This is a genomic window from Paenisporosarcina sp. OV554, assembly GCF_003058165.1.
Taxonomy (GTDB): Bacteria; Bacillota; Bacilli; order Bacillales_A; family Planococcaceae; genus Paenisporosarcina.
Genome location: NZ_QBUC01000014.1, coordinates 36,221 through 56,678 on the forward strand (window position 1 = coordinate 36,221; position 20,458 = coordinate 56,678).

The following is a 20,458-nucleotide window of genomic DNA, read 5'->3' on the forward strand; positions in this document are numbered from 1 at the left end:
CCATTTATAATCTACAATCATAGATGTAGTTACATATAACTTATGCCGATAAATATTCTTTTTAGTAGACAAATGTTTAGAAGCCGATAGTTTTGGACATTTATTATGAACATTTACTACAGTCTGTCATATCATAAACGTTAAGATGTCAAAATAGAGGATGGTAACGATGGCAGTTATCCAAACACAAGACTGGCTGTATAATTTCTTAGAAGCTTGTAAGAAACCGAGTAAGATAACCCCCTTCCAATTGCAGCGTGAACTTATATGCAAACCAATGGAAAAATACTTTTCTACAAATGATTTAGAAACTTTGCATTTCGAACTACTAAACAATGGTTTGTTTGAACCAAGTGAATGGACAGGTATAGAAAAAAGTGTAATTGAGATGGAAAACCGTCGTATTTGGCATTCCGTCGATAAAGAATACCAATTACTTAAAGCAAAATGGTGTGGTCCAGAGGCATCCATTTTTATTTTTCCGATAAAAATAGAGAGTGAAAATACGATAAAGAAAAACGGCATTGCCTACCCCGGAAAATTGTTGTTGTTCATTTCTACTGATTTGCCTGAATATGGATTAAAAAGCCTTCTCGCCCATGAATATAATCATGTGTGCCGATTTAAAAACCTAGGCTTGGAGCTTAAACATATTCCATTAAAAGATTCATTGGTTATTGAAGGTCTTGGGGAATTTTCAGTACAGGAACAATACGGGAAAAAATGGTTGTCACCATGGACCAAAAAATATTCTTTTGAAGAAACCATTGAATTGTGGAGAAAATATTTTATTCCTGCCCTGAATATGACCGGAAGAGATAAGCAGACTGTTTTTATGTATGGAAATAACAATAAACCTTTTCCAAATTGGATCGGGTATTCCATTGGATATCAAATCGTTAACTCTTTCCAAAAAAAACACGGTCCTTTTTCAAAAGGTGAATTATATGCCTATTCATCTGATGAAATAATTGCGGGTTCAAAATATGGGTGGCATTAAACGGAGTCCACAATGTTTCCGCGATAAAAAAAGCAACCGTTCATGCAGGAATACATGAAATGGTTGCTTTTCTTCAACTTCTTAGACATCGGAATACTCGATAGCTAAGAAGTTTACGATATTGGTGTATCAATTGATGATGTTGATCCCATAAATCATAAAACTCTAATCGAATGTCTTTTGATTGATTCAAATCTTGAATTTCAGTATTTATTAGTTCAGCGGATTGCTGCTTTAAAATTTCAATTTGATTAAATCCAGCATCTTGCAAGGATATTTTCCATTCATCTTCATTTAAGATTTTCTTTATACCATATAACTCACAAACATCAGATATTAATTCTTCGGTAAGAGTTTGCTCAGCAATCATTTCAATCAAAATCAATTTTCCGTCTTTTCTCAAAACACGTGAGAGTTCATTCAATGTTTTTGTAATGTCCGTAAAAATGACAACAGATTCAGAAAAGACATAATCAAATGAATCGTCTTGGAAAGCTAATTTCTCTGCGTTGCCATTGATCACTCTTACAGGTAATTGCTCTAATTGAAAGCGGTGGTTCGACTTTTCCAACATGATGGGATGATTATCAATTGCAGTTACGTGGCAGTTATACTGTCGAGCAAGATATGCTGAAGTCTGCCCTGTTCCGCAACCAAGGTCCAGTACATGATCTGAGGAAAGAATATTTTCTGCGTCCAATACGGTTTTAGTTAAATCCAATCCCCCAGGGTGGGCACCACCTATCCCAAAATAAGCTAGTAAATCGAGGTAATTCCCTTTTATTTGAAATCCTCCGTTCATTTCTCGTGTACTTTGTCTTTAACATATGCACAGTATTTCGAAATGAATCCAACAGGAAATCACCTACTACACAATATCTTGTACAAAGGAAATGGGAACTGCTGTGAAGACAGTTTAGCCGGCTGTATTAACGGAAACGAATGCGATACTTTACGCAGAAGTATCTTCCTTTTAGCTGTCCATCAATGTTTTTTGGAAAGTTTTAATGCTAGTATGTACCATACATTCCAACTGGATGAGATAAATTATTTAACAGGCAACAGGCTCTTTAAAGGAACGTAGGCCATATGTCTATGTATTTATTTTTTTGTGAATAAACTATAACCAGATGAGGTGAAAAATATGACTAGAGTATGGAGAAACAATAAAGTCAGTTCAGTCGTGATTAACCAATCAGAATTTTTCATTCGTAATGGTTTTTCTAATAATAATCCACTTTCAAGAGCAGATTCTGATTTAGACATTGATAAGGATAATGACTTGAAAAATGAAATTATCCTGGATGAGGATAATGACACTGAGTTAATAAAGGTAGAAAGATTAGAAAATCAATATGAATTGTCAACTGTGAAAATTTTCATAAAAAACAAGCTATACAATAAACGTTAATACCAACAACGTAGGAATGGATTAACCTAAATTTGTGAAAAAATATAAAACACCTTCGAAATGGTACTCATCGGAGGTGTTTTTGAATGGGTAAAACGTATGAAAATTAAGAAACCGTTGTACTTTCTATAAAAATATTGACGATAATCCATGAGCACCAACAACACGATTTATCTAAAGAATCCCGAATTGTAACGGGGGCTCTTTTCAGAGAAAAACTAATATATCAAGGTCAAATTACACTCAAATCATATTAGTTTAACCATGATTACGTCTCATAAAATGGGCTCTTACTTTTCCTTGAAGCCATTTGATGAGATCAGCTAAGGAACATTAGATAAAGAATATACAATAACAGAATTTTATTAGACAAATAGAAGAGCATGAAAATCCAAACTCTTTATTTGCGATTAATTAAAAATCTTTTAAGGTCTAACCTCCACAACCACCTTCATAGCAACCTCCACCGTTATAGCTGCTTCCAACAAAAGCAGCTCAGACAATTATTTAAGTTTTTTTCCTGGAATCAGTATATCATTGAAATCGAGTGTCAGATGCCAAGCGATTTTGTTATTCCTTTACCACTTCAGTTCTTGCGATCGATCAAGACCATAAGTAAAAGACAAACTAGTAGATGAGTTTCTTTTCCAAATAATACTTTTGAGATTCTTTATTAGGATATTCGTCAATCTTTCCGACAATTTTATAGCCACACTGTTGGTAAAAATCGGGTGCTTGAAAACTAAATGTATCTAGGTGGATGCTTCTACAATTATTATCCCTGGCAGCCTTTTCAATATTATCTAATAACCACTTTCCGTATCCTTCACCTCTAAGAGATTCATCTACCCATAAAAAATCTATATGCAAATTGTACCAACTAATCTTCCCTGTTATGCCACCTAAAATTTCCCCTTCTTCATTTCTAATCATAAAACTAACATTATTAACTGGATGTTTTACGTCATCTGGTAGTTTGGATTGGTTGTATTCAATAATTTTTGTTCTTATATAATCACTATCTTCTTGATTCCATTGTTGATTTATTTTCATTTTTCTCATCCTTTTCTTTATATTCTTCGTATGTTTTCCTGAAGCCAGAGAAAGTTCGAAACCCCTGTTCTTCATAAAAAGATCGAGATGTACTATTTGCTAGTAATTCCATCCTTGTTTTGGGATAGAGGCTATGAACGAATTTGAGTAATTCATTTCCTAAACTCATTCTTCGATAGTCTTTATGAATAATTAATTCACAGATATAGAGACTAATAAAACCATCTGTAAGTCCTCTGATACAGCCAACCACTCGATCATCTGTTTTGACAATAAAAGCAACATTTGAATTACTCCATGCTTTTTTAGTGTCTTCATTCTTCTCCACTAAGTTCGTCCATCCTTCATCAATATTTAATCTATTGATGTCTTTAAAATCATATTCATTGTATGGCCGAATTACGACCGACTTTTCATTTTTTAAGGTGAGTTTCATAATTAATCCCTTCTTTTAATAAACCGGTTTAGATATGTTTTTTTTTGAAAGCATAAGTAAATTCAGATTATATTCTTCACTTTCAATCATAATTACAGTTAATCTCTTTTCAGTTGTTGTTTCATGCCATCCGTCTTTTTCCCAAAAAACGGCATCTCCAGCTTTAACATGAAAATTTTTTTCTTTGTTCCCACGAACCCAACCTTCCCAATTTACAATAAGTAGTAATTGAGGGACGATAGCCTGATGAAAACCGATAATACCAAGTAATCATAATACGTCTTAATAATATTACGGTAGAAGTCAATAAGGGTTTAAGTACATTAGAAAATGTCATGGTCACTCGTCTTGTCTGACACACCGTCAAAATATTTAATAAACGTACCCGATTTTATAAACTCGTGTACGTTTTAAGCTTTCTTCTTAATTTGAATATAATTTCTTTCATTAAGCAAAAAATAGATTAAAGAAATTAGTTTACCTTCTTCGATCCCTTCCAATGCATCTCTCTTAAGCGGAATTTTTGTAGTTTGCCCGTAGCTGTTTTTGGTAACGATATAACGAACTCAACAGCTTTGGGTGCTTTAAAGTGTGCCATATTTGACCTGCAGTAGGTAATAATCTCTGCTTCAGTCACATTTGCATCAGGTTGCAGCACAATAATAGCCTTTGGTATCTCTCCCCATTTTTCATCAGGAACCGCAATAACGGCTACTTCCATAACATCTGAATGTTTATACAACATACCTTCAATTTCTGTAGATGAAATATTTTCTCCTCCGGAAATGATCAAATCCTTTATTCGGTCTTGTATTTCAATGAACCCGTCAGGATATGTGACTGCCAAATCGCCAGTATAGAACCAACCGTCCTTAATTGCTTCTTTTGTCTTTTCTGGGTCTTTGTAATATCCTTCCATAACTACGTTTCCTCGAGTAACGATTTCACCCAATTCTTTCCCATTCCAAGCAACTTCTTCCCCTTCTGGATTGACGACTTTTGTTTCCCCATTAAAAGCGAGCTCGATTCCTTGTCTTGCCTTAATCACAGCTTGTTCATCCTTAGATTTTGAATCAAACTCCTTTTTCCATTCACAATAAAGAATAAATGGAGAAGTTTCCGTCAAACCATACACATGAATCATATTTAATCCCAGGATACCTTGAGCTTTCTGTATTAGCGCTGCTGAAGGGGGTGCACCTGCTGTCGCCATACGAGGGCTCATTTTGATTTTAATATTTTTCGCTTTTGGATTGTTCACCAACATATTAACAACTGTCGGAGCTCCACATAGTAATGAAATATTTTCACTTTCAAATAACTCAAGAATTACAGGAGGATCTACTTTTCTTAAACAGACATGGGTGGCACCAGCCGCAGTTATGGACCAAACGCCACCCCAGCCATTCGCATGAAACATCGGTAATGTATGAAGATACACATCGTCATGCTTGACGTTAAGGTGATACATGAAATTCGCTGCATTAAGGTAATTACTACGGTGTGTTAGCATTACACCTTTTGGTTTTGATGTCGTTCCACTCGTATAGTTCAACGTTAGAAGTTGATTTTCATCAATTTCAACTTCTGGTAGTGTTGAGTTCTCTGTAGACTGTTGAAGAAAATCTTCGTAATCCACGCCTTTTAATGTTGTTTCATGCCCTGCCACGGAAACGATTACAATCTGATCAAAGGAAAGATTTCCTTTGATTTCTTCAATCGGCCCGCTGAATTCGGCATCAACAATCAGCATTTTCGCATCACTATGATTGATAATGTACTCCAAATCTACAGCTGATAATCGATAATTTAATGGCACCATCACAGCACCAAGTTGACAAATGCCGTAAAAAGCCTCAAGCATATAATGTGTGTTCGGTAACATCACCGCAACAAGGTCACCTTCCTGGATTCCAGAGTTATGTAAGGCCATCGAAAGCTGATCCGTCCGTTTTCCAAACTCCTGATATGTAAACTTCTTATTTTCATCGATTACCGCTATTTTTTCGGGATAGTATTTCACTGCACGACGCTTCCAGTCCAATGGGGTTAATGCAGAAAACATAGTGAACAACTCCTGAATGTTTTATTTTTTTAATACGAGCTTATCACTGGTCCAATATAAGTAAAATAGTATTCTATTGAATCCCATTTTTTAAGATGAGCTAAATCATTATTTCTAGATTTACTCCTTTATATCCTTTATTTTTTTAATTATTAAAATATACTGTTCTTTAGTTTGATAAAAGGCAATATTAATGAGCACTCACCATTTAATGCAACTACTACAATATTGAAAACATAATCATTTATTCCGACGTTAACCAGCTGTTTTTGAAAAGTAGTTTAATACGATAATGTTTGTATCTACTATTTATCCCGTGGCAGGAATGGCTTGCTTCAATTTGAGCACAATAAAGCTAAGACTTAAGACATAACACCCTTTGAATAAGTATCAAATGAAATGAGGTGTATTTGTATCGAAATAAATTGCGATTTCTCACCACTTAAAGAACAATTAATTAAGAGTCTAAATAATATTTCGGTAGAAGTTAATAAGGGTTTAAGTGCATTAGAAGAAAACAACTATTGCCTTTTAGGGGAACTTGCAAAAATCAAAGAAACATTTGAAAAAGCAGAGGCTGTGGCGGCATCTTTTTATTTAAACTGTTATTTATCACCATTTACTGACAAGTATTTAGATATTTCAACTTGTATCCAACATCTTTCAATTAAAAGACACGGTGCATTGATTGTGATAGAGCGAAAGGATCAAATCGATTCTTTTATCCGCGCGGGTACAGCTATCGGTGCTAAATTGACACATTCATTACTAGAATCCATTTTTTACCCTGGAAATCCTCTTCATGATGGTGCTGTATTAGTTCGTGCTAATCAAATATTTTCTGCAGCAAATGTTCTTCCATTATCTAACATACTAGTAGGTGAAAAAAAACTAGGTACTCGTCATCGTGCTGCAATAGGTTTATCTGAAAAGAGTGATGCCCTTGTTCTGGTTGTTTCAGAAGAGACAGGAAAAGTTTCTTTTGCTATGGATGGAGAAATTCACCCTATTATAACCACTAGCTCATTATTAGTTTGACAACAAGAAATGGAGTTAAGTATTTATTTATTCGAGTTATATTTTATAAAAAGGAGGGGATTTTTGATCTTCCCCTTTTTTATTTGATTTGTTTTATCGGAAATTATATTTTTAATGCATCGAGATCCTTCTGTCACACGCGTTCAATGAGTAATAACGATATAACATTGAAAGTTCTCATCAGTCGGTTTAAAATGGGAGAAAAGTGAAGGAGAATACATTAATGAATTCGACAAAAAGTGTAATTGAAAAGTTAAATATTAACAAATATCCTACGAAACTAATTCTCCAGGCTCCAGAGGATATTGATGATTTTAACGAAGTTGATTTCGACACTACAATAAAGAATGACAAATATCACTTTATCTTTGCTTTTGTTTTTAGTATGAAGGATTTTTCACAACATTTAGAGATGGTGATCAACAAAAATTTAGTTGAGGATAGTGGCTATTTGTTCATTGCATATCCCAAAAAAAATAATAAGAAATATAAAGAATTTATTGAACGTGATAGTATCTTTAATAATATTGTTCATGACGAAGATGGTTATGTTCATGGGAGTACCCTAAAGTTTTCAAAAATGATTAGTTTAAATGATGTTTTTACGGTTGTCGGTCTTAAATCAGTTCCAAAGAAAACAAAAAATTCGACAAGCACAAAAAACAGCCAATGTGTGGATGACTATATCCGTTATATTGATGACATAAAGCAATATTTGTCTCTCAATGAGAAATTATTAGCTACATACAACCAATTGACCTTTGGTTACCAAAAGGACTGGGCGCGATACGTTTATAGTGCAAAACGACAAGAAACACAAGAAAAACGTCTGCTTGAAATGGAAACCATTATAGGAGAGGGTTATAAATCCATTGATTTATATCGAAGAAAAAAAGAATGAATTCTGAATACATTTACTAAAAAAATAGGCAGACTTGGAAATTTCACTCCAGGTCTGCCTATTTATATATTTGTACTAATTCATTTTTTTTCAATTCAAATTCCGCAAAATCTTCAGCAACTATAATCGAAGGAAATACAGCCAAACCTTGCTTACGAAGTTCTTCGGCCTGGCTTGGTAAAAAACGAGCGCTAATATGTTGAACGATCAAATGTTTGGCTCCACTTTCTTTCGCTACTTGAGCTGCTTGCGTGATGGTTGAATGGCCATATGGCTTAGCGAGTTCTTCAGTGCCTGCATCGAATGTTGCCTCATGAATAACGATATCCACATCTCGACTCAATTCAATAGATGCTTCGCAAAAACGGGTATCCCCAAGAATAGCTAATGAAAATCCTTCTTTCGCTTTTGCAGTTACGTCTTGACTGTAAACGGTATGTCCATTTTCTAACAGTACATCTTGGCCACTTTTCAACTTTGCTAACAAGGGACCTTTCGGCACTCCTAGTTTTAGTGCTTGTTCGATCAATAATTGCGGTGGAAGTGGTTTTTGGGAAACTCGGAAGCCGAAACAAGGGATGACATGATGGAGCAGTTTAGCTTCAACTGTAAATTGTTCATCTTCAAACACTATGCCTTCTGATATTTCGACAAAATTCACTTTGTATTGCAAATAGGTTCTTGATAAACGTAAAGTTGTAAGTATCCACTCTTGAATTCCTGTTGGTCCATAAATGGTTAATGGTTCTTTACCATCTAAGAACGATCTAGATCCGAGTAATCCTGGCAAACCATAAATATGATCGCCATGCATATGTGTAATGAATATTTTTTCTAGCTTTCGCGGTTTTAGAGAGGTATGAAGCATTTGATGTTGTGTCGCCTCACCGCAATCAAATAGCCAAAAGGTGCCTCTTTCTTGCATTAATTTCACAACAAGAGCACTCGTATTCCGTTGCTTAGAAGGCATTCCTGCACCCGTACCTAAAAATTGAAGTTCCATATCACTTGTTCTCCCTATCTTTATGATCGTCTAAAAAGTCTTTACTAAAACTCGTTTTAGATTCATACGTTGGCTTTCGAACTTGAGTTTGACCTCTAGTAACCATTTCTTTGCCGAATCTTTTTTGAAGTGATTCGACTAAATTTAATATCGGCTCTTCTTTAGCGTGTTCTTCAAAATTGTAAATAGATAGTTGTTCAGTAAAGTCTACGCGATCTACCACATTACTAACCGTTACACCTAATAGCCGTATCGGCTGACCATCCCAATTTTTCGTAAATAAGGTCCACGCAACTTCAAATATTTTTTCCTTTTCATAAATCAAGTTACGAGTCGATTGACTACGTGAAGAATTATTCCAATCTGAATCCCGTATTTGTATGGATACTGTTGGACCTGCTAAGCGCTTCGATTCCAAACGATTTGCGACTTTTGAAGTTAAGCTTTTGAACACTTTTTTCAATTCATGAAGATCACTTTCATCAGTAGGTAAAGTTGTTGAACTTCCAACACTCTTCGTATCATAGACAGAATCTGGATCGACAGCACGATCATCAAATCCATTTGCACGTTTTTTTAATCGACTGCCATTCTTTCCAAGGGTTTCTTTTAATAAACCTTCTTCTGCTTTTGCAATATCGCCAATCGTTTGTAATCCTATACTGTACAATTTTTTGGCCGTACTTTCCCCCACACCATGCATGTCTAGAACTGGCAGTGGCCAAAGTATTTTATCAATATCACGTTTACGTAATACTGTAATGCCCATTGGTTTCTTTAGATTTGACGCCGTTTTTGCTAAGAACTTATTCGGAGCAATGCCAATCGAACAAGGCAAATCAAGTTCCGTTAACAACCTCGTCTGAATATCGTCAGCAATTTGAAGAGCGGTCATTGGTCCATCAATATTGGTAACGTCCATATAGCCTTCATCAATAGATACTGGTTCTACTTGTATTGTATATGATTTTAAAACTTCAAACATCGCTCGTGATGCAATTCGATATCGCTCAAAATTAGGTGGCAATAATATAAGCTCAGGACATTTTCGTTTAGCTTCCCAGACGCTCATCGTTGTGTAAACACCTTTTGCACGTGCTTCGTAAGAACAGGTCACTAATATTCCACGCCGTTCTTTTGGATTACCCGCAATTGCAATTGCTTTGCCTTTTAAGCTTGGATCGTATGATTGCTCAACAGATGCATAAAAACTATTCATATCGATATGAAAAATAATCCGAGAATTTCCTCGTTTTATGCTTGTCATGTCCTCATCGCCTCTACTTGTACTTAGTTTAATCATAACAAAAAAAGAGAAGTCAGGGGCATCCTGACTTCTCTTTTCCATCAAGTTATTTAAACTTGTTTAGAAGACTCTTTTACAATCTCTACAAGTAGATCTGATAATTTCTCAAGTTCTGCAACAGGCATCCGTTCATTTTTCGTATGAATTTCTTCATAACCCACAGATAAGTTAACCGTAGGAATGCCGAAACCAGCGATAATATTAGCATCACTACCACCACCACTAGTACCTAGATTTGGAGTGAGACCAAGGTTTTTAACTGCTTTTACAGCTACTTGTGTCACATGTTCTTCTTCCCCAAAACGGAAACCAGGGTACATTAGTTGTATTTCGATTTCTGCTTGTCCACCCATGGCAGCTGCAGTTTCTTCAAAAACAGATTTCATGTGTGCAGTTTGTTTATCCAGTTTTTCAGGAACAATTGAACGTGCTTCAGCTAATATTTTCACTTCATCGCAGACAATATTTGTTGCACCACCGCCTTCAAAGCTACCGATATTAGCAGTTGTTTCTTCATCGATCCGTCCCAAAGTCATTTTTGCAATTGATTTTGAAGCGATGTTAATAGCAGAAATACCTTTTTCAGGTGCTACACCTGCATGAGCTGTTTTACCACGAATCGTTGCCCAAATTTTAGCTTGATATGGCGCTGCAGTTACAATACCGCCGACTTTTCCGTCAGAATCGACTGCAAAGCCATATTTCGCTGTAATACGAGTAGGATCCAAGTGTTTAGCTCCTGCTAAGCCACTTTCCTCCCCTGCTGTAATAATAAATTGAATATCTCCGTGCTCAATTGACTCTTCTTTCAATCGCTTCACCATGTCGAAAAGAGCCGCTATTCCTGCTTTATCATCAGCACCTAAAATAGTGGTGCCGTCTGAGTATATATAGCCATCTTCACGTAGTTCAGGTTTGATTCCTTTACCAGGTACAACAGTGTCCATATGCGTAGTGAAATAAATAGTGGTTACATCAGGCTTGCTACCCTTTAAAGTGGCAATTAAGTTACCTGCTCCATGTCCACTTTTAGTAGCCGAATCATCTTCGAATACATCAAAACCTAAAGCTTCTAATTTCCCAATTAGAATAGGTGCAATAAGTTGCTCATGTTTAGTTTCAGAATCTATTTGAATAAGTTCTAAAAATTCATCAACTAATCGTTGATTGGTCATGTGAAAAACTCCTTTATAATGGGATATTCCCATGCTTTTTGGCTGGTCTCGTTTCTTTCTTATTGCGCATCATATCTAATGCTTGAATGAGTTTAATACGTGTTTCTCGAGGGTCAATTACATCGTCGACCATACCACGCGCTGCGGCAACATATGGGTTTGCAAATTTTTCGCGATATTCCTCGATTTTTGTCGCACGCGTTTGTTCAGGATTGTCACTTTGCGCGATTTCCCGGGAAAAGATTACGTTCGCTGCCCCTTGTGGACCCATCACTGCAATCTCTGCATTTGGCCAAGAAAACACCAAATCCGCTCCAATTGATTTCGAGTTAAGAGCTACATACGCACCACCATATGCTTTACGTAAGATAACGGTCATTTTCGGAACCGTTGCTTCTGAATATGCATATAAAATTTTAGCCCCATGACGAATAATTCCACCATGTTCTTGTTTTATCCCTGGGAAGAATCCGGTAACATCTTCAAATGTGATAATTGGAATATTAAATGAGTCACAGAATCGAATAAAACGAGCTGCTTTATCCGAAGAATCGATATCAAGACCACCCGCCATCACTTTAGGTTGGTTACAAACTAATCCAACAACCTCGCCTTTGATTCGAGCAAGTCCAACGACAACATTACGAGCGAATTCTTTTTGTACTTCCATGAACGAATCTTGATCCACAACTTGTTCAATCACTCTTCGAATATCATAAGGTCTTATTGCTTCAAACGGAACGACTTCAGTTAATTCTGGACGATAGTCGTCTAGTTGATCCACTTCTAAACGAGGTGGCTTTTCGTCGTTATTTTGTGGCAAGTAACTTAATAAATCTCTTACTTGTTGTAAGATTTCTTGTTCGGTTTCCGCACGGAAGTGAGCATTTCCACTAATGGCATTATGTACTTTTGAACCACCCAAGTCTTCAGAAGAAATTTTTTCTCCAGTAACAGTTTCAATTACTTTTGGTCCTGTAATAAACATTTGACTCGTTTTATCAACCATGAATACAAAATCAGTAATGGCTGGAGAGTAAACAGCACCACCAGCACATGGTCCCAAAATGACAGAAATTTGTGGAATCACACCAGAATAAATAGCATTTCGATAGAAAATATGTCCGTATCCATCGAGTGATACAACACCTTCTTGAATACGTGCACCACCAGAATCATTTAATCCAATAAATGGAGCACCATTTTTAGCAGCTAAATCCATCACATTGGCAATTTTCATGGCATGCATTTCCCCAAGCGCGCCACCAAAGACTGTAAAGTCTTGTGAGAATAAGTATATTGCACGTCCATTTACTTTTCCGTAACCTGTTACGACTCCATCTCCTGGACCCTTTTGAGTATCCATCCCAAAGTCAACTGTTCGGTGTTCTACAAATGGATTCAATTCAACAAACGTCCCTCGATCGACCAATAAGTCAATACGTTCACGCGCTGTCAATTTACCTTTAGCATGTTGTTTTTCTATCCGTTCGTCTCCGCCACCAAGTTCAATCTCACGCTTGCGATCATATAAATCACTAATTTTCTCATAAATATCCATTTAGTATTACCCCTTTATACTGCTTTTATCACATAATTCATATAACACGCCGAAAGAAGATTTCGGATGTAAAAACGCCACTTGTGCACCACCCGCTCCTATCTTCGGTTGTTCATTTAATATTCGAATTCCTTTTTCTCGAAGTTCATTCATGCGTTCTTCAATTCCTTCAACACCGAAAGCGATATGATGAATGCCTTCCCCTTTTTTCTCAATAAACGAATGAATGGCACTTTGTTCTGACATTGGCTCTAGTAACTCCAGTTTAACATTACCTGCATCAATGAATGCCACACGAACTGATTCGGAAGCCACTTCTTCAATTTTCAAAACTTTTAGTCCAAGTGTTTCTGTATAATAAGGGATTGTTTCGTCTAGATTTTTAACGGCGATGCCGATATGATCAACCTTTTTCAAAATAGCCACACCCTTCTATAATGTCCATCCTCTATTGTACCGATTTCTTTTTGAAAACTCTACCTCTTGAGAATTTTTTCGATTTCTACTACACTTAAGACTAGATTGTTAAAGGAGTTGTATCATATGCGTAATGCTAATTTTCGTAAGTTCATCGTCTATTTAATGATTATCATGATGGTTTTATCAAGTGCCTTGTTTGGATTAAGTTTATTCTTCTAAAAAAACAGCTTTGAAGGAATGTTTAATCCTTCGCAGCTGTCTTTTTTTTCATTTTGAATCCGACAAAGTTCCGTTTAATTTGTAAATATTGCTCCATTTCTTCAATAAACTGATAGAGAGCAGCCATTGCCAAAAAGTTTTCATGATCTTTTGGAAGTGGCATCTTCGAGAATTCTTCTTTTACATCATCTAATTTTGAGATAAAGGTATTCGCAGTATTTCCAGAATGCACATGGTTGGCTAAATCCTCAATAAATTCCCCGACGTGATAAGAGTGAGAAATAGTGACTGGCAACGCAGTGATTTTCGGTAAGACTCGCTCAATAATTTCGAACTGTTGTTCGCGCATGTCAAAATAAAGATAATAAAGATTTTGTCTTCGATTTAGATGGTTTTCAACATCTTTGTATGCAAGGGCTTTTCCTTTTTCAATGACTTCAGCTGCTTGAACGAGCTCTTTTCCGTCCCAGTCCGAATCCTTGTTGCGTAAGTACAAAGCAATTTCATGAAAGATTGTTGAATACAGTGATTCGAGAGTTAATCGATATTTCTTTAAATCATTTTCTATGTCTGGCATATACATATTGACGAGCAGTGCTACACCGAAGCCTACAGCCATCAATTGAGCTTCATTCCACAAAAGTGCCCATGATAATTCTTTTGCATCAAATAAATGGAGTAAGATGACAACACTTGAAACAAAGCCATCTTGAAATTTTAAAGAAACAAGAGTTGGAATGAAAAGTAGTAAAATAATACCAAAAACGATTGGATTATAAGCAATTCCTTCAAAAAAGACAAATGCAAATCCGATACCAATTATGCTTGAAATTATGCGCGCATAGACGGCACGAACCGATTTTCTTTTCGTTGGTTGAATACATAATACCGTTAATATAAATGCAGAACTATAATAATCCAAATTTAAAAACATGGCGATGAGCATGGCAATACTAGCACCAACAGCTGTTTTTAACGTTCGATAACCGATACGAAATCGTCGGAAATCCATGTGTTCACCAACTTTCGTAAGAAAAGTGTAAATCTACATTTTCTTAACTTGTATCAAGATTAGCCAATTATTTATTCTTTTAACTATATTAATGCAGTTGATATTAAATAAAAACGAAAGAGTTCATTTGTGTCTAGCATGCCGCATGAGCGTGAAGCTTGAGACCCACGTTTTCATACTTGTTGGCTCATGCAAACCATACGCTAGCGCATATGTACGACAACAATAGTAAAGTTTAACAAAGGCAATCTTATAGAAATAAAGAAGAAAAAGAGCACTGAATAGTGCCCTTCTCATTTTTATAGCTCGTCACAATGTTCTTCAAAAAGGGCTTGAATGTGAGTAATAACTGACATTGGATCATGACCTTCTATCTCGTGACGGCCAATTTCAGCAATAGCTTGTCCATCTTTTAATAGAACAAATGAAGGTGATGAAGGTAAATGCTCTTCACCAAAAAGCATACGTGCTTGAGCAGTTGCTTCCTTATCTTGTCCTGCAAATACCGTAACTAAGTGATTTGGACGTTTATCATAATGTACTGCATTGGCAGCTGCTGGACGAGCAATCCCACCTGCACAACCACATACTGAGTTAATCATAACTAGTGAAGTACCTTGACGAGCGAATGCTTGTTCAACGTCTTCTGCTGAAGTTAATTGCTCATATCCGCTTGCTTCCATTTCACCGCGAGCTTGTCGTACTATATCATTCATTAATAAGTTAAAATCCATATTCATTTGTAAATCTCCCTTCGAACTTCAATTCTAATAATAGCAGTTCGTTTATTGACACGCAAAAACTATGTTTTAGGCGTGGTTGGAAATAAATTTTCGACGGCTTGAGAAACCGTCATGTCGCCTCGCAAAATTTCATGCTCTAGCAATTTGACTTGTGACTTTGTATCAGGTAATTCATAAAAATTGTCCATTAATCGGTCTGTAATCATGGTATGGAACCAATCTTTCGTTTGGGACTGTCGTCGATCTTCGAAAACACCAGAAGTCACGAGCGTCTCTTTGAACTTACTAATGATTTGCCAAACTTCATGTATTCCGATGTATTCAATAGAAGAAACAGGCATTGCTTTTGTGGTCCATCCTGGCGTTGCTGGTTGCAGAAAATGTAGAATTTGTTCATATTCAGCTGCGGTTTTTTTTGACATTTTCGCGTTATCACCATCTGCCTTGTGCACAACCAGCAAATCAGCCAACTCCATAATGCCTTTTTTCATCCCTTGAAGTTCGTCACCAGCACCCGTCAAAACTAGCAACATAAAGAAGTCTACCATGCCTCGGACAATTGTTTCGCTCTGACCAACACCTACTGTTTCAATTAAGATAACATCATATCCTGCAGCTTCACACAGTAACATGGTTTCTCGCGTTTTTTTATGAACGCCACCTAATGTTCCTGCAGATGGGGATGGTCGAATAAAAGCGTTTTCGTGTCTAACGAGGTCTTCCATTCTCGTTTTATCCCCTAAAATACTTCCTCCGGATAGGCTTGAGCTAGGATCTATGGCAAGAACGGCTACTTTATATCCCATTTCGCATAAATGTTTCCCAAATGCCTCGATAAATGTACTTTTCCCTGCACCTGGAACTCCAGTGATGCCAATTCGAATACTATTTCCCGTATGCGGGAGAAGTTCTTGCAGTAACCGTTGACCTGTTCGTTTATCTTCAGCTACTGTACTTTCAAGCAACGTAATGGCTTTAGCCAAATGGAGCCTAGAACCATGACGAATTTCACGAGAAAAGTCATCGACAGAAATCTCTTTTTGGTGAGACCTTCGAAATTGCTTTCGAGTCGTTTGCCCCATACCGTCATGAGTAGACTTAAGTCCACCCATCACATTCATAGCGCTTTTCTGCTGGTTCTCCTGACCTTCCATTATTCCTTCACTTCCTCGTACCCAAGACGTCGGTAAATTTCTTCTATTACTTTCGCAGCAGCCACCGGAATGACAGTTCCTGGTCCAAAAATCGCGGAAGCCCCATTTTCACGTAAAAACGCATAATCTTGAGCAGGAATTACGCCACCTACTACGATAAGGATATCTTCACGACCTATTTTTTTTAGTTCACTTTGAAGTGCGGGTACTAATGTCATGTGACCTGCAGCAAGAGAACTTACGCCTATCACATGAACATCGTTTTCAGCTGCCTGTCTAGATGTTTCTTCAGGCGTTTGGAACAATGGGCCAATATCGACATCAAAACCTAAATCTGCGAAAGCAGTCGCAATGACTTTAGCTCCGCGATCGTGTCCATCTTGTCCCATTTTGGCAATCAAAATTCGTGGACGTCGCCCTTCGTTTTCCTTAAAGTCTTCGGTCATGTCTTTGACCACTTTTATTTCTTCATCATTCGAGAAATTCGAACTATAAACGCCACTCACGGAACGAATCACCGCCTTATGTCGACCAGATACGCTTTCAATGGCATCTGAAATTTCACCAAGTGTAGCACGAACTCTCGCAGCTTGAACAGCACATGCAAGCAAGTTTTCTTCGCCAGATTCTGCCGCCTTTGTAAGGGCCGTTAGTGCAAGTTTGACATCATCTGCATTACGCGTTTGTTTCATTTTTTCGATTCGATCAATTTGTGTTTGTCGCACAACCGTATTATCAATATTTAAGATATCAATTGGATCTTCTTCTGATAATCTGAATTTATTTACACCGATGATGATTTCTTTACCAGAATCTATTTGCGCTTGTTTTTTAGCAGCTGCTTCTTCAATTTTCATTTTCGGTAAGCCTGTCTCAATCGCTTTTGCCATTCCACCAAGTTCTTCGATTTCTTCAATCAATGACCATGCTTTCTGCATTAATTCATCCGTTAATTTTTCAACAGCATACGAACCGCCCCATGGATCAATAACTTTTGTCATCATCGTTTCTTCTTGTAAGAAAAGCTGCGTATTTCGAGCGATTCGGGCAGAGAAATCCGTTGGTAAAGCAATCGCTTCATCTAATGCATTTGTGTGAAGCGATTGTGTATGTCCCATTGCTGATGCATTTGCTTCTATTAACGTTCTGGTTACATTATTAAAAGGATCTTGTTCAGTTAAACTCCATCCTGATGTTTGAGAATGCGTTCGAAGTGCCAATGATTTTGGGTTCTTTGGATCAAACGTTTGCATCATTTGCGCCCAGATTCGACGAGCAGCTCGCATTTTCGCTACTTCCATAAAGTAGTTCATGCCAATCGCCCAGAAGAATGACAAACGTGGAGCAAATGAATCGATGTCAATACCAGCTTGTAATCCCGTTCGGACGTATTCAAGACCATCAGCCAGTGTGTATGCTAACTCAATATCAGCAGTGGCACCCGCTTCTTGCATGTGGTAGCCAGAAATCGAGATTGAATTAAATTTCGGCATAAACTTCGATGTGTATTCAAAAATATCAGCAATGATTTTCATCGACATTTTAGGTGGATAAATATATGTGTTACGGACCATATACTCTTTTAAAATGTCATTTTGAATCGTTCCTGCCAGTTGTTCTAGTGAAACGCCTTGTTCTTCAGCTGTTACAATATAAAACGCTAAGATGGGCAATACAGCACCATTCATGGTCATCGACACTGACATTTGATCAAGAGGTATACCGTTAAACAGGATTTTCATATCTTCGATTGAATCGATCGCGACTCCAGCTTTCCCAACGTCACCAGTTACTCGAGGGTGATCAGAATCGTATCCTCGATGTGTGGCTAAATCAAATGCAACAGACAATCCTTTTTGACCCATCGCTAAGTTTCGACGATAAAATGCATTGCTTTCTTCTGCGGTTGAAAATCCAGCATATTGGCGAACTGTCCAAGGACGTGAAACATACATCGTCGGATACGGTCCACGCGTATGAGGCGCAATACCTGGGAAATCTGACAAATGCTCAAGTGATTCAAGATCTTCTTTTGCATATCTAGAATTTAGACGTATGCCTTCATTAGTTAAAAAAGTATTTTCAGCAACTGACGAATTCTTTTCTTGAGTAACTATTTTTTCTAATTGAACCGCTTTAAAATTGGGCTTCATATCCCCTGCACCCCTTCCTTTTCGACCACTATAAGCTGATGCATTTTTTTAATTAAGTCTTGTCCTGCAAAAATCGCACCGTGCAGTCCTAATTCTTGCCATTGCTTTTCTTCAGCAAACTTACCAGCAACATCAATAATGATTTGGTTATGAGTTTGTTTTAAGAAGAGTGGCAAAATTTCTTTCGTCACTTCATCTTTTGCAGCTACTACTGCATAGTCGATTTGGTTTGATTTTACCCAGTGCCAAGCATCATTAGCCTCAGTAAAGACAGGACTCATTATGGGATTTAACCCACCTGCTTGCAAAAATCCTTGAACAAAGTCGGCTCTTGGTTTAACTTCTTTCAAAACACCAAATGAAACTACTGCCGCCTTAAGTTGATTGTCTTCAAAATGCTTGCGTAGTTGTTCAAAAGGAAGTGCTAGTCTTTCTGTACTTTCATTTGAAACGGAAGATGATACTGTATCAGCCGGATTGGCATACATATTTGTTCCAATTAAAGATGCTTTGCGCTTAGCAAGAACTTCTATACGAGAAGACTGTATATCATGTGCTAGTTCCATTAGATAGCTTTCTTGTAGTTCAGGACTCATTTCTACTACTTGTAAAAATAAAGCCCACGATTGACGAACAAGGTCTGCCGTTAAGGATTCGACATAATATGACCCCGCAGCAACATCTATCATTTTATTAACCATTGTTTCTTCTCGAATGACTAATTGGACATTACGTGCAATCCGTTCAGACGACGGTGAGCTACCAGTTAATACATCATGAGGGTGAACCGTAATCATATCTGCTCCGCCTAAAACTGCAGAAAATGTCGCGTTACCTGCGCGCAATAAATTAACAGTTGGATCTAATTTTGAGTAGGAGCGTAGTGAAGTTTCAGCTAACACTGGAATAGCAATTGTCTCCGCGTTATATGCCGTTGAAAACGCTTTCCACAATACCCGAAAAGCACGTAATTTTCCGATTTCCATAAAGAAGTTCGTGTCAACTGCAAATTGAACAGCAACCTTGCTCGCAAAATCACTTTGCTTATCAGCAAGTTTTGATAATTTTACTAAAGCATGCGTTAATTCATGTACTGCTGTACCACCTGCATGGTGAATTTCATTAGTTGTAATCATTGTTGTTAAAGATGAAGAAGGTACTCCAGCAACATACCCTTTTAACTCTATTAATTCTTGCTTAGAAAACAGCTCAAAAACACCAATTATTTCATCGTCCGTTGTAGATACCGATAAATAAAACAGATTTGTTTTTAATAGGCTTGCTAATTCTGTAAGCTCTTCTCGTGACCATGTCCATGAAGAAGGTGTTCCAATGTAAACAATCATTTCATTGCCACGTTCCAACTGAGCTTTCGATTTATGTAAAAATTCTGTAGCTGAAGTACTAATCGTCGCTTGTGCGATTTGCCAGTTAGCATCTTGTTTAGCATGTGCTACTATTTCAGAATAGTTCAAGGTGTTATGTAAATGTTCAGACGTATATAAAGGTTGAAGGTCGATTCCTTCAAAAGTAGGTGTAATCAGTTGCTCAAACGGTTTGTCTTTTAACGTTCTAACTGCTACATCTTTCCACTCATCAAAACTTGCTTTCGGGAATGTCGTATTCTTCATTTGATCGATTGTCATGTGGTCGCTTGCGCTTCCCTCCTTCGAATCTGTTGCATACTTCTAGTCTAACTGAGAATCGGCTTTGTTAAAAGAACAAAAAGCCCGATGACCGAGAGTTTCGGCATCGGACTTTTTGAATAATGTCTAGTTTCAAGTTCCAGCTAGTGGAACACGGGGGCA

At 37.1% G+C, this 20,458-nt stretch carries 19 protein-coding genes; 5 read left to right on the plus strand and 14 right to left on the minus strand.

Features of this window, described 5'->3' with window-relative positions:
* Window positions 1-169 precede the first annotated feature (169 nt).
* On the plus strand, window positions 170-1,000 hold the full coding sequence (locus C8K15_RS12740) for a DUF2268 domain-containing putative Zn-dependent protease (protein ID WP_108586782.1): 831 nt from the start codon (window positions 170-172) through the stop codon (window positions 998-1,000).
* A 73-nt stretch (window positions 1,001-1,073) separates the two neighbouring features.
* Here C8K15_RS12740 and C8K15_RS12745 read toward each other — a convergent pair whose 3' ends face one another.
* Window positions 1,074-1,802: a class I SAM-dependent methyltransferase gene (locus C8K15_RS12745; protein WP_233260481.1), complete on the minus strand. Its 729-nt coding sequence runs from the start codon at window positions 1,800-1,802 to the stop codon at window positions 1,074-1,076.
* A gap of 342 nt (window positions 1,803-2,144) precedes the next feature.
* Between C8K15_RS12745 and C8K15_RS12750 the strand changes: the two genes are divergently transcribed.
* A complete protein-coding gene (locus tag C8K15_RS12750; protein ID WP_108586783.1) occupies window positions 2,145-2,411 on the plus strand; it encodes a hypothetical protein in 267 nt (88 codons plus the stop codon).
* 627 nt (window positions 2,412-3,038) lie between these two features.
* Here the strand turns inward: C8K15_RS12750 and C8K15_RS12755 are convergent.
* The 3 genes from C8K15_RS12755 to C8K15_RS12765 all read right to left on the minus strand — a co-directional run bounded on the left by C8K15_RS12755 (window position 3,039) and on the right by C8K15_RS12765 (window position 5,965).
* Window positions 3,039-3,464 carry a GNAT family N-acetyltransferase gene (locus tag C8K15_RS12755; protein WP_108586784.1) on the minus strand — a complete coding sequence of 142 codons (426 nt, stop codon included), beginning with the start codon at window positions 3,462-3,464 and terminating at the stop codon, window positions 3,039-3,041.
* Window positions 3,430-3,900 carry a GNAT family N-acetyltransferase gene (locus C8K15_RS12760; protein ID WP_108586785.1) on the minus strand — a complete coding sequence of 157 codons (471 nt, stop codon included), beginning with the start codon at window positions 3,898-3,900 and terminating at the stop codon, window positions 3,430-3,432. Before C8K15_RS12760 ends, C8K15_RS12755 begins: the two co-directional genes overlap by 35 nt.
* A gap of 472 nt (window positions 3,901-4,372) precedes the next feature.
* Complete coding sequence (locus C8K15_RS12765; protein ID WP_108586786.1) at window positions 4,373-5,965, minus strand: long-chain-fatty-acid--CoA ligase; 1,593 nt, start codon at window positions 5,963-5,965, stop codon at window positions 4,373-4,375.
* Between the two features lie 399 nt (window positions 5,966-6,364).
* Between C8K15_RS12765 and cdaS the strand changes: the two genes are divergently transcribed.
* Together cdaS and C8K15_RS12775 are read left to right on the plus strand one after the other, a co-directional pair.
* Window positions 6,365-7,003, plus strand: a complete 639-nt coding sequence (gene cdaS, locus C8K15_RS12770) for a sporulation-specific diadenylate cyclase CdaS (protein ID WP_108586787.1) — start codon at window positions 6,365-6,367, stop codon at window positions 7,001-7,003.
* 223 nt (window positions 7,004-7,226) lie between these two features.
* On the plus strand, window positions 7,227-7,904 hold the full coding sequence (locus C8K15_RS12775) for a YdeI/OmpD-associated family protein (protein ID WP_108586788.1): 678 nt from the start codon (window positions 7,227-7,229) through the stop codon (window positions 7,902-7,904).
* Between the two features lie 58 nt (window positions 7,905-7,962).
* Here C8K15_RS12775 and rnz read toward each other — a convergent pair whose 3' ends face one another.
* From rnz to mce, 5 genes are all read right to left on the minus strand, one after another.
* Window positions 7,963-8,907 (minus strand): ribonuclease Z, encoded by a 945-nt coding sequence (gene rnz / locus C8K15_RS12780; protein ID WP_108586789.1) that lies wholly within the window; start codon window positions 8,905-8,907, stop codon window positions 7,963-7,965.
* A gap of 1 nt (window position 8,908) precedes the next feature.
* The gene (locus C8K15_RS12785; RefSeq protein WP_108586790.1) at window positions 8,909-10,174 is read right to left on the minus strand and encodes a DNA polymerase IV; all 1,266 of its coding nucleotides are present in this window, start codon (window positions 10,172-10,174) and stop codon (window positions 8,909-8,911) included.
* Between the two features lie 89 nt (window positions 10,175-10,263).
* Entirely contained in the window at window positions 10,264-11,388 is a 1,125-nt protein-coding gene (locus C8K15_RS12790) for a M20/M25/M40 family metallo-hydrolase (RefSeq protein ID WP_108586791.1), read from the minus strand.
* A gap of 13 nt (window positions 11,389-11,401) precedes the next feature.
* The gene (locus tag C8K15_RS12795) at window positions 11,402-12,949 is read right to left on the minus strand and encodes an acyl-CoA carboxylase subunit beta (RefSeq protein ID WP_108586792.1); all 1,548 of its coding nucleotides are present in this window, start codon (window positions 12,947-12,949) and stop codon (window positions 11,402-11,404) included.
* A 6-nt stretch (window positions 12,950-12,955) separates the two neighbouring features.
* Window positions 12,956-13,366 (minus strand): methylmalonyl-CoA epimerase, encoded by a 411-nt coding sequence (gene mce, locus C8K15_RS12800; RefSeq protein ID WP_108586793.1) that lies wholly within the window; start codon window positions 13,364-13,366, stop codon window positions 12,956-12,958.
* Window positions 13,367-13,492: 126 nt separating this feature from the next.
* Between mce and prli42 the strand changes: the two genes are divergently transcribed.
* The gene (gene prli42 / locus C8K15_RS20345; RefSeq protein WP_155979643.1) at window positions 13,493-13,588 is read left to right on the plus strand and encodes a stressosome-associated protein Prli42; all 96 of its coding nucleotides are present in this window, start codon (window positions 13,493-13,495) and stop codon (window positions 13,586-13,588) included.
* A gap of 22 nt (window positions 13,589-13,610) precedes the next feature.
* On the opposite strand, the gene C8K15_RS12805 is transcribed toward prli42, so the two are convergent.
* The 5 genes from C8K15_RS12805 to C8K15_RS12825 form a co-directional block, all read right to left on the minus strand.
* A complete protein-coding gene (locus tag C8K15_RS12805; RefSeq protein WP_108586794.1) occupies window positions 13,611-14,600 on the minus strand; it encodes an aromatic acid exporter family protein in 990 nt (329 codons plus the stop codon).
* 299 nt (window positions 14,601-14,899) lie between these two features.
* Complete coding sequence (locus tag C8K15_RS12810; RefSeq protein ID WP_108586795.1) at window positions 14,900-15,340, minus strand: BrxA/BrxB family bacilliredoxin; 441 nt, start codon at window positions 15,338-15,340, stop codon at window positions 14,900-14,902.
* A gap of 62 nt (window positions 15,341-15,402) precedes the next feature.
* The gene (meaB, locus tag C8K15_RS12815; protein ID WP_108586796.1) at window positions 15,403-16,497 is read right to left on the minus strand and encodes a methylmalonyl Co-A mutase-associated GTPase MeaB; all 1,095 of its coding nucleotides are present in this window, start codon (window positions 16,495-16,497) and stop codon (window positions 15,403-15,405) included.
* A complete protein-coding gene (scpA, locus tag C8K15_RS12820) occupies window positions 16,497-18,650 on the minus strand; it encodes a methylmalonyl-CoA mutase (RefSeq protein WP_108586797.1) in 2,154 nt (717 codons plus the stop codon). The genes meaB and scpA overlap by 1 nt, the downstream gene beginning before the upstream one ends.
* Entirely contained in the window at window positions 18,647-20,296 is a 1,650-nt protein-coding gene (locus C8K15_RS12825) for a methylmalonyl-CoA mutase family protein (protein WP_108586798.1), read from the minus strand. The genes scpA and C8K15_RS12825 overlap by 4 nt, the downstream gene beginning before the upstream one ends.
* Window positions 20,297-20,458: the final 162 nt, after the last annotated feature.